At 68.7% G+C, this 9,976-nt stretch carries 12 protein-coding genes; 2 read left to right on the top strand and 10 right to left on the bottom strand.

From position 1 onward, the window contains the following. Nucleotides 1-6 precede the first annotated feature (6 nt). From DD1DGNOD_RS22255 to DD1DGNOD_RS30085, 4 genes are all read right to left on the bottom strand, one after another. Complete coding sequence (locus DD1DGNOD_RS22255; RefSeq protein ID WP_131770979.1) at nt 7-288, bottom strand: hypothetical protein; 282 nt, start codon at nt 286-288, stop codon at nt 7-9. Continuing rightward, nucleotides 285-902: a YkvA family protein gene (locus DD1DGNOD_RS22260; protein ID WP_131770980.1), complete on the bottom strand. Its 618-nt coding sequence runs from the start codon at nt 900-902 to the stop codon at nt 285-287. The genes DD1DGNOD_RS22255 and DD1DGNOD_RS22260 overlap by 4 nt, the downstream gene beginning before the upstream one ends. 116 nt (nt 903-1,018) lie before the next feature. Next, complete coding sequence (locus DD1DGNOD_RS22265) at nt 1,019-2,788, bottom strand: 3-hydroxyacyl-CoA dehydrogenase family protein (RefSeq protein WP_131768459.1); 1,770 nt, start codon at nt 2,786-2,788, stop codon at nt 1,019-1,021. Between the two features lie 125 nt (nt 2,789-2,913). Beyond that, entirely contained in the window at nt 2,914-3,186 is a 273-nt protein-coding gene (locus DD1DGNOD_RS30085; RefSeq protein WP_131768419.1) for a hypothetical protein, read from the bottom strand. A 319-nt stretch (nt 3,187-3,505) separates the two neighbouring features. On the opposite strand from DD1DGNOD_RS30085, the gene DD1DGNOD_RS30585 reads away from it, so the two are divergent. Continuing rightward, nucleotides 3,506-3,628, top strand: coding sequence for a hypothetical protein (locus DD1DGNOD_RS30585; protein ID WP_283234745.1), 123 nt, complete (start codon nt 3,506-3,508; stop codon nt 3,626-3,628). A gap of 29 nt (nt 3,629-3,657) precedes the next feature. Here the strand turns inward: DD1DGNOD_RS30585 and nucS are convergent, their stop codons facing one another. From nucS to DD1DGNOD_RS22300, 6 genes are all read right to left on the bottom strand, one after another. After that, nucleotides 3,658-4,320: an endonuclease NucS gene (gene nucS, locus DD1DGNOD_RS22275; RefSeq protein ID WP_131768420.1), complete on the bottom strand. Its 663-nt coding sequence runs from the start codon at nt 4,318-4,320 to the stop codon at nt 3,658-3,660. Between the two features lie 185 nt (nt 4,321-4,505). Beyond that, nucleotides 4,506-5,102, bottom strand: a complete 597-nt coding sequence (locus tag DD1DGNOD_RS22280; RefSeq protein WP_131768421.1) for a DUF6328 family protein — start codon at nt 5,100-5,102, stop codon at nt 4,506-4,508. A 7-nt stretch (nt 5,103-5,109) separates the two neighbouring features. Further along, nucleotides 5,110-5,691, bottom strand: coding sequence for an HD domain-containing protein (locus DD1DGNOD_RS22285; RefSeq protein ID WP_131768422.1), 582 nt, complete (start codon nt 5,689-5,691; stop codon nt 5,110-5,112). Between the two features lie 220 nt (nt 5,692-5,911). Continuing rightward, nucleotides 5,912-7,930 (bottom strand): protein meaA, encoded by a 2,019-nt coding sequence (locus tag DD1DGNOD_RS22290; protein ID WP_131768460.1) that lies wholly within the window; start codon nt 7,928-7,930, stop codon nt 5,912-5,914. 56 nt (nt 7,931-7,986) lie between these two features. Then, a complete protein-coding gene (locus DD1DGNOD_RS22295) occupies nt 7,987-8,604 on the bottom strand; it encodes a hypothetical protein (protein WP_131768423.1) in 618 nt (205 codons plus the stop codon). 112 nt (nt 8,605-8,716) lie between these two features. Then, complete coding sequence (locus DD1DGNOD_RS22300; RefSeq protein ID WP_131770981.1) at nt 8,717-9,061, bottom strand: STAS domain-containing protein; 345 nt, start codon at nt 9,059-9,061, stop codon at nt 8,717-8,719. A gap of 508 nt (nt 9,062-9,569) precedes the next feature. On the opposite strand from DD1DGNOD_RS22300, the gene DD1DGNOD_RS28340 reads away from it, so the two are divergent. Further along, nucleotides 9,570-9,976: hypothetical protein (locus tag DD1DGNOD_RS28340; protein WP_206443363.1), on the top strand; the 407-nt coding region annotated here is incomplete at its 3' end.

A 9,976-nucleotide genomic window follows, 5' to 3' on the forward strand; every position in this document is an offset into this window, starting at 1 on the left:
CCGTCGCTACCGGCCCGACGGATTCCGGCGGTCGCGGCGGGTCCAGCAGATCGTGTGCCAGTGCCTGCGGTCGGCGACCTGGTCGTCGAGCCAGCACACCACATGCGGGGTGGCCGGGAGTATCTCCTGCTCACAGCCAGGGCAGCGGTAGTACTTGTACGCGGCCGCCCCGCTGACCCGGCGGACGATCCAGTCTCCGTCCGGATGCCGTTCGGTTATCTCGGATCCGACGATCACGGGCGGCTGAGGTGCCTGCGCCCGCACCCGCCGGGACCGTCGCCGGGTCACCTCGGGCGCGTTGCCGACGGACCCTGCGGGCGGTGGGTCCACGATCCACCCGGCTGCGGCCCGCTCGACGGCGATCCGTCGGAGCGCGACCCACCGGATGCGGATGGGGTGGACGGCGGTGTGTCAGTTGCCGATGTCCGGTTGACGACTTCGCCTTCGACGACACGGTGCGGGTCCGCACCGGCTGCCGGGTGACGCCGGGAAGCATTGATCCGATCGATGGTCGACTCGGCGATCGTCTTCGCCAGTTTCACCTTCCGGATCACCCCCCGCGGTGACGACAGCGCGGAGGAGGCACCCAGCATGATCTGGAAGGCTCGGTCGCTGCCGCGCCAGTGCTCCCGCAGCACAGCCTCACCCGCGCCGATCTCCAGGCGACGGAACGCGAAGGCCACGATCGCGACATCGTCGAGCTGACCCACCACCGGGATCAGATTCGTCAGCCGGTTCTTCGGAGACACCAGATACGCAAGCGCCCCGGCGGCCTCCAACTTGGCCGACTGGGAAACCCGCGGATCAGCCAGGACGCGCCTGAGCATCACCACGAAATCGGGCACGAACGTTACGATCTCGCGACCCACTTCCCGGGCAGCATCCTTGTCCAGCGGGATCATCGCGGCATCCTCCGGTGCGGCAGCGGGAGCCGGCGTGTCGGTGACGAATCACGCCGTACGGCGCCATCGTAGGCGACGAAGCCAATGCCGGAGCCGGCCCTAAACCGGTGTGGTGGTCAGTAGACCCGGAACCCCCGGCGGGTCTTGCGACCGAGATAACCCGCCCTGACAAGGTGTTCGAGCAGGGGCGCCGGAGCGTAGCCGGGCTCCCGGAACTCCAGGTACAAAGCGCGCTGGATGGCGAGCGTCACATCCAGACCGACGACGTCGGCGAGTCCGAACGGCCCCATCGGGTGACCGCAGCCGACCTTCATTGCCGTGTCAATGGTCTCGACGTCCGCGTAATGGGCCTCCAGCATCTTCACGGCGTCATTGAGGTAGGGGAACAGCAGGGCGTTGACGATGAAGCCGGCGCGGTCACCGCACAGCACCGGATGCTTACCCGCCGCCCGCGCCACCTCGAAAGCCGTGGCGGTGACGTCGTCGGCGGTCAGGACGGTGGGCACGATCTCCACCAGGCGCATCACCTGCGCCGGGTTGAACCAGTGCATCCCCACCACGTCCTGCGGGCGGGCGGTGGCGGTCGCGCATTCGATCACCGGCAGGGACGACGTGGTCGTCGCGAGGACCGCCCCGGGACGCACCACCGCGTCGAGTGCGGCGAACAGGGCGCGTTTGACCGCGAGATCCTCCACGACCGCCTCGACGATGAGGTCGCAGCCGGCGAGGGCGGACAGGTCGGTCGTGCCCCGTACCCGGGCCAGGGCCGCGGCCCGGTCGTCCGAGGAGATCTTTCCCTTCTCGACGCCCCGCTCGAGCGAGCGTTCCAGCTTCTTGCGGACAGCGGCGATCTTCTCCTCACCGCGAGCATGGAATACCACGTCGTAGCCGTACCGGGCGCAGACCTCGACGATCCCGGCGGCCATGGTTCCGCTGCCGACGACGCCTGTCGTGCGCACCGGCCGGGCCTGTCCGCCGGCTGCCGGCCCGGCCGCCGTCACCGCGTCGACGATCTCGGAGGCGTCAGGGGCCGCGTACGTGTAGAAGCCACGCCCGGTCTTGCGGCCGAGCATCCCGGCGGTGACCAGCTGCTTGAGCATCGGCGCCGGAGCGTGCAGGTGGTCCCGGGACGTGTGGTAGATCGAGTCGAGGATCTCGTAGGCCGAATCGAGCCCGATCAGATCGAGCAGCGCGAGCGGGCCCATCGGGTGCGCGCAGCCCAGGCGCATGGCCGCGTCGATGTCCTCGCGGGTGGCATAGTGCGCTTCCAGCATCCGCACGGCGCTGTTCAGGTAGCCGAACAGCAGGGCGTTGACGATGAAGCCGGCCCGGTCCGCGGCGATCACCGCGGTCTTGCCGACCTTCGTGACGAGGGCTTCGACGTCCTCCAGCACCGTCGCGTCGGTGACAACCGTGCGGACGATCTCGACCAGCCCCATGATCGGCGCCGGGTTGAACCAGTGGGTGCCGACGACCCGGGACGAACGGGAGGTCCCAGTGGCGAGTTCGGTAACGGACAGTGAGCTGGTGTTCGTCGCGATGATGGTCCCGGACGGACACAGCGCGTCCAGCACGGCGAGGACCGCCCGCTTGTCCTCGATCCGCTCGGGTACCGCCTCGATGACCAGCCGGCAGTCCGCCACCGCCGACAGGTCGGTGCCGGCGTGGATCCGCGTGAACAGCGCGTCCCGGTCGGCCTCGGTCAGCTTGCCGCGGCTGACCGCCCGGTCCGTCGAGTGGCGGACGTGCCCGAGCCCCCGGGCCAGCGTCTCACCGTTGAGCTCGACGCCCACCACGTCGATGCCGGCGCGCGCCAGGACCTCGGTGATCCCCGCGCCCATGGTGCCGAGCCCCACCACGCCGATCCTCGTGAAGTCCTGAGCCATGCCGGACCGCCCCTCTCGTCGCTGTCGTTGTGCCCGCCAGAGGTGCGCGAATACTCCCAGATCTTCGACGCGCAAGCTCACGACCGCCACTTCACGTGGCATTCACCCGCAAACAGGGCAATCGATCAGCAATCGGACGACCGACCGTTCTCGGGAATCGAATCCCCGACGAGAAGGGCGGTGTTGCGGCCTGCGCCCGTGCCGATCTCCGGAATATCCATGTCTTCCGGTACTTCGAGCAGGTCGAACATCCTGCTCATGACCGCCGGCGCGCTGGATGAGCCGGTCGGGAAGGGACCTGACACTCCCATCGCCCCGGACAACCCCTGACTCACCGCCACCAGCCACGACAGGACGGTACGGATCTGGGACCGGACATCAGGACAGATCGTCACCATGATGCAAACCGGCGGACGCCTGCCCACCTACACCTGGAACTCCGACGGCCGTGGTCTGGTTGTGGGAGGGGAATGGGGAGTGCATTTCCACGAATCCCGCCCCGACATCCCAGCACAATAGCTTCTGATATTCATACTAAGGGCCTAGAATACAATAAGTTGCTTTCTTGCGGGGCATCTGCGCAGGTCAGGGCGTTGTGATGGCGTCCCTGCACAGCCGCACGGCACCTGGCTCGCCACCAACGACAGCAACGACAGCAACGACAGCAACGACAGCACAGTACGCATCTGGGACCGGACATCAGGGAGGGTTCTCATCATGATGCGGACCGATGGAGCCCTGTACGCCTGTGCCTGGACTTCCGACGGTCGTGGTCTGGCTGTGCGCGGTGAACAGGGGGTGTACTTCTACGAGTTCCGCCCCGGTATCCCAGCGCAATAGCTTCTGGTATTCATAAAGAATACGCAGGATCAGAACAGGGTGGGGATCGCGGGGGCCAGGCCGCGCAGGGCGTCGTAGTCGACCGTGACGCAACTCAGGCCCCGGTCCGCGGCGAGCAGGCGAGCCTGCGGGGTGATCGACTGCGCCACCAGGATCCCCCGCACCGGGTGGGGCAGGAAGGGATCGTCCCGCAGCCGGGCGAGATAGCGGGTGAGCTGTTCGACGCCGTCGATCTCGCCCTTGCGTTTCACCTCGACCGCGACGCTCGCGCCGTCGGCGTCCCGGCAGAGCAGGTCGACCGGGCCGATGCCCGTCTCGTACTCGCGGCGCACCAGGGTGAGACCCTCCTGGATCGCGTCCGGACGCTCGGCGAGCAGGACCTGCAGGTGCGCCTCGACGCCGTCCTTCTGCAGGCCGGGGTCCACGCCGAGATCGTGCGAGGAGTCATGCATGATCTCTTCAAGGGTGATGACGAGCTGCTCGTCCGCGCGGTTGGTCACCCGCCAGACACCGTCCGCCTCGGCTATCACGCAGGGCGGACTCATCCAGTTCAGCGGCTTGTAGGCTCGCCCGTCGGCGTGGATGGACACCGACCCGTCCGCCTTCACCAGCAGCAGGCGGACGGCGCTGGGCAGGTGTGCCGTCAGCCGGCCCACATAGTCGACGCTGCACCTGGCTATCACGAGACGCACGGTTTGGCACCTTACCGCGTGCCCCCCGGGGCAGGGCGGTCAGGTCGTCCGCCGGTCAGGTACGTGAAGATCGGATGGACGTAGGTCGGTCGGGTCAGCGCTGCTCAGGCCGTCGCGCCGGTCAGACATGCGAAGGTCGGGTGGACGTAGGTCGAGTCGGCGCAGGTCCGGTCGGTCTGCGTAGGTCAGACAGGTGGTCGGGTGGTCGTGCGACCGTCGGTAGGCGTGCGACCGTCGGATCCGGACGGCTCGGGCCCGAACGGTTCCAGATCCTGAGCGTCCTCACCGGATGTCGCCAGCTCCCGCCGGGTCAGTTGCGGTAATACCCACCACAGCGCGACGAAGAACGCCACGGTCGCCGAGCAGATCAGGACGGTGGCGAGCGAACCCATGAGCACGTCGACGACTAGCAGGACGGCGCCGTTGATACCAGCGCCCAGCATGACCAGCCCGGCCAGCGCCATGGTGTTGGCCGCGGCGACCAGCTGGGCGCGAGCGCCCCGGCGGAACACCATCCGGTGGTAGGCCACCGGGCCGATCAGAAGCGCGGACGCGGCGGCGACCACCAGCAGCGTGACGAGGTAGAGCGTCCGCTGGAAGTCGGTCACCCGGCTCCAGCGCTGGGTGAAGGGGAGGGTGAGCAGGAAGGCGAAGAGGATCTGCACACCGGCCTGCGCCACCCGGATCTCCTGGAGTAACTCGTTCCAGTTCCGGTCGAGACGCCTGGCCTCCGGCTCCGGGGAACCGTCCCGCAGACCGTCCGAACGACCGCACATCGCCATGTGAGCGTCACGAGGCGGATGCGGCAGGAGGGTCGCTCCCCCGTGCGGCAGCCTTCCGTGCGGCGACAAGGTCGTCGAGCAGGCGCATCCGGCTGGAGTAACGCTGCGCGTAGCGGTCCGCCCGATCCGCGGGCAGCCTGGCCAGCCGCACCGGGTCGCCGTTGTCGGCCATGTCCGCCCGCTTCACGGCGACGGCGAGGTCGTCGGCGGCAACGCGGGCAAGGTAGTCCTCCACCGGCTCTCCCGGACGGTGGCTGAGCGCGTCGACCGCCGCTACGACGGCGGGCGGATAACCGAGAGAAACCAGATCCTCCACGGTGACCGCGGAGTCCTCGACGACGTCGTGGAGCACCGCCGCCATCTGCGCGTGCTCGCGGTCGACCCCGGCCTCGTCCGCGGCGGCGACAACCGCCCGCATCACCCGCAGCGGATGGCCGATGTATTCCTCGCCGACCTTGTCGAGCTGGCCGGCGTGGGCACGGGTGGCCAGCGCCACCGCGTCGTCCAGGGACGGAGCGTCGGAGACCACCCTGGGGACGGTACGCGCCCGCAGGCTGCCTCGCACATCGGATTCGACCTGGCGAAACATCTCTCACCAGGCCCTTTGTGCAGCTCGCTCCTTGCGCGGCAGAACCAGCCACGTGGCCTGAGCAGCTACCGCCGTACGAACAGGCGACCGCGGTGCGAGCGGCCGCCCGCAGCCCGGAGCATGAAGGTTCAGGAAAGTTTGAGGAACCCGGTCCGGTCCGGTCGACAGGCTCAGCTGGTCGGTGTCAGCTGGTGGGTCGGGGTCAGCCGGTGGGTCGGAGTCAGTCCAGACCGTTGGCGGCTCGGACGACGTCGACTATGCCGTCCATGATCTCGGTGAGGCCGTAGTCCTTCGGTGTGTACACCGCGGCGACGCCGAGGGTCCTCAGCCGCTCGGCGTCCGCCTGCGGAATGATGCCACCGACAACCACGGGCACGTCACCGACGCCGGCCGCGCGCATCCCGTCGAGCACGACGGGCACCAGCTCCATGTGCGAGCCGGACAGCACCGACAGACCCACGACGTGGACGTCCTCCTCCACGGCGGCGGCGACGATCTGCGCGGGGGTGAGCCGGATGCCCTGGTAGACCACTTCGAAACCGGCGTCCCGGGCCCGCACGGCGATCTGCTCGGCACCGTTGGAATGCCCGTCCAGGCCGGGCTTGCCGACGAGGAACTTCAGCCGGCGCCCGAGCTCCTTGCCGGTCGCCACGACCCGTTCCCGGACGTCGGTGAGCTGCCGGCCGCCCGCATGCACCGACGAAGCGGCGGACACCCCGGTCGGAGCCCGGTACTCGCCGAACACCTCCCGCAGGGCACCGGCCCACTCACCGGTGGTGACGCCCACGCGGGCGCAGGCGAGCGTGGCCGCCATCAGGTTCGCGTCGGTCTTCGCCGCGTCCCGCAGGCCCTGGAGGGCATCGTCCACGACGCGCGCGTCACGGCCGGCCCGCCATGCCTCGATGTCGGTGCGGGCGGCCTCCTCCACGGCCGGATCCACCGTCTGGATCGCCGTCGTCAGGTCGGCGAGCAACGGGTTCGGCTCGGTGGAGGTGAAGGCGTTCACGCCCACCACCACGTCCTCGCCCGATTCGATGCGCACCCGGCGGGTCGCATGCGAACGGACGAGCTCGGACTTCATGTAGCCGCTTTCGACCGCGGCAACCGCGCCACCCATGGCCTGCACCCGGTCGATCTCGGCCTGGGCGGCCTCGGCGAGGTCGGCCACCCGGCGCTCCACGACGACGGAGCCCTCGAAGAGGTCGGGGTACTCCAGCAGGTCGGTTTCGTGGGCGAGGATCTGCTGGATGCGCAGGGACCACTGCTGGTCCCAGGGCCTGGGCAGGCCGAGCGCCTCGTTCCAGGCCGGTAGCTGCAACGCCCGGCAGCGGGCGTCCTTCGACAGCGTCACGCCGAGGGCTTCCAGCACGATCCGGATGACGTTGTTCTCCGGCTGCGCCTCGGTCAGGCCGAGGGAGTTGACCTGGACGCCGTAGCGGAACCGTCGGTGACGTGGATCCTCGACGCCGTAGCGGGTCCGCAGCAGCGTGTCCCACAGCCGCGTGAACGCCCGCATCTTGCACATCTCCTCGACGAAGCGGACGCCGGCATTGACGAAGAAGGAGATCCGGGCGCACACCTCGCCGGTGCGTTCCGCCGGCACCTGCCCCGAGGCGACCACGGCGTCGAGCACGGCAATGGCCGTGCACATCGAGTAGGCGATCTCCTGGACGGGGGTGGCGCCCGCCTCCTGCAGGTGGTAACTGCAGATGTTGATCGGATTCCACTTGGGGATCTCGGTCACCGTGTAGGCGATCATGTCTGTGATCAGCCGCAGCGACGGCGCCGGCGGGAACACGTACGTCCCGCGGGAGAGGTACTCCTTGATGATGTCGTTCTGGGTGGTACCGACGAGTGCGGCCACGTCCGCGCCCTGCTCCTGCGCGACGACCTGGTAGAGCGCGAGCAGCCACATGGCCGTCGCGTTGATCGTCATCGAGGTGTTCATCTGGCCCAGCGGAATGTCGTGGAACAGCGCGCGCATGTCGCCGACGTGGGCGATCGGCACGCCGACCTTGCCGACCTCGCCGCGGGCGAGCTCATGGCCGGGGTCGTAGCCGGTCTGGGTCGGCAGGTCGAACGCGACCGAGAGCCCGGTCTGCCCCTTGGCCAGATTCCGGCGATAGAGGGCGTTGGTCTCCGCCGGGCTGGAATGGCCCGCATAGGTCCGGATGATCCACGGCCGGTCCCGCTGCGGACGAGCCTGCTCGGACTGGTCCTGCCGCGTCGCATCCGCCATCGCCACACCCGCTCCCGAAGGGTTGTCGGACGGCAAGAGCGTACCGGCGCGTACCGTCACGCGCCCGAACAGAGCGGCGGGCGTCCCTGCCACGCGGTGAACAGGCCGGTCGGCAAACCGTCGCAGGCCCTGGCACCCTGCGCGATCCGCTTCCACGGCCCGTTGCCCACCCGCTTCCACACCTGCGGGTTCGGCGGGGCCGCGGTCACGCCCGTGACCTGCGCCAGACCCACGGCCCAGTACTCGTCGGTGGCGCTGTCAGCGCCTTCAACGGCCCCGTAGAAGAGCTTTCCCTGCGGTATGACAACGTCGTCAGCGGTCAGCCCCGCGACACCGGCCTCCCGCAGGGCGTACGTGAGACTCACGCTGAAGGCACGACGATCCACGGGCCGAACCTTCATCTGGTGGGCCGTACCCGGCTGGCGGCTGCCTTCCCATGCGGACGGTTCCAGGGGCGGTTGCAGCTCGGCCAGTGGTGCGGCGGTGGGCGCCGTCCGGGGTGCGGGCGTGTCCGCCGGTGCCGTGGCCAGACCGATGGCCACCCCCAGGCCGATCGCGGCGGCGAACGCGCCCGCGATGATCAGTGGGCGGCGCGGGTCGGCGGGCCGGCCGCCACCTCTGCGGTACGCCCGACCACCCGCTGGGCTCAGCCGCTGCGCATCGACGTCGAGCATGTCCCTCCCCGGCCGGCCCCATCATTCCACGTTGTACGGCTACGTCCCGAAACCGGGTGCCGCCGTCCACACCAGTCAGCCACAGCCCATCACACCGGTCGGCCACAGCAGATCAGGCATGACCGACATGGAACAGATCGGCGTCCTCGACCTGGAGGAAACGTCCGAGACGATTCGCCGACAGCAGCCTGTCCAGATCGGCGGGCACATCGACGAGCACCATCGACCGTCCGGAACGCCGAGCCCGCCGCGCCCCACCCAGCAGCACGCCGAGCGCCGCATGATCGACAAGCTCCAGGTCCGCCACGTTCACCCGCAGCCGCCCCCTGCCAGCATCGATCGCGGTATGCAGCCGCAGCCGCAGATCACCGACCGTCCGCACATCGACCCGGCCGTGCAGGCGCACGGTCTGGAGCTCTTTACCACCGTCGTTACGAAGCATCACGTTCTCGCTCATCAGGCCTCCCGTCCCCCCTGATCCATGCCCTGACCGATCGGACATCCGCAAGCACTTGGGGTCTTCAGGCGACGCGAGAGAAGCTGCGCTCGCGCCACCTGAAAGCCGACCAGGGCATGCCCGGCGATCAGAGGTTGTCGGACGTGGCCGGCCGCGCATCCCGGCCGACGGTTCCCATACCCTCCGTTTCGATCCGTGTCGCACCAACGGCGAAGTGTGCAATGCCTCGCCAATAACGCCAGTATCTATGGTCACAGAGTGGCCGTTCAGATGGACTGACGTGCATGGCTGCGAAATCGTCACTCGGATTGCCTCGCGCCCTGACCCACTGAGCCAGGGCGCCGGGTGCTCGGGCGGCGGAATCGTTATTCGGATTGCCGCGCAACGCGACGAGGAGACGAAACACGCAATACAAACAACTATAACGCTATGTTCGGCCAAGACTACGCTTACGACTGCGACGCGACCCACGTATGAACGCCTGCGCACAAGCGACGGCGCTGAGACGATGAAGACCGTCCGGCCCGTCGGCCCGGACAGCCGGGAGGTGACGGTGCCACTGAACAGCCTGCACTACACGATCGGTCCGGCCATCGCCGTCGCCGCCACCGCCGTACTCGTGGCGGTGTGCAGATGGGTCTTCACACCGACCCGGACGCGCGGTAACCCGGACGTCTCCCTCTACCACGCCGACTTCGGCATGCTGGTACCCATAGCAACACTACGCACACCATCGGAGGCGGACCGGATGCGCCAGCTCCTGCGTCAGCACGGGATCCGGTCGACCTCGGGCGCGGCGGCACTCGGTCCGATCCAGGTGAACGCCGACGGGAAGATCCGGCGCCACCACACCTCCGCATGGCACGTCATGGTGTTCCCCGAGGACTCCATGCGGGCCCGCGCGGTGGTGGCCGG

This window comes from Candidatus Protofrankia californiensis, from assembly GCF_900634765.1.
GTDB lineage: Bacteria > Actinomycetota > Actinomycetes > Frankiales > Frankiaceae > Protofrankia > Protofrankia californiensis.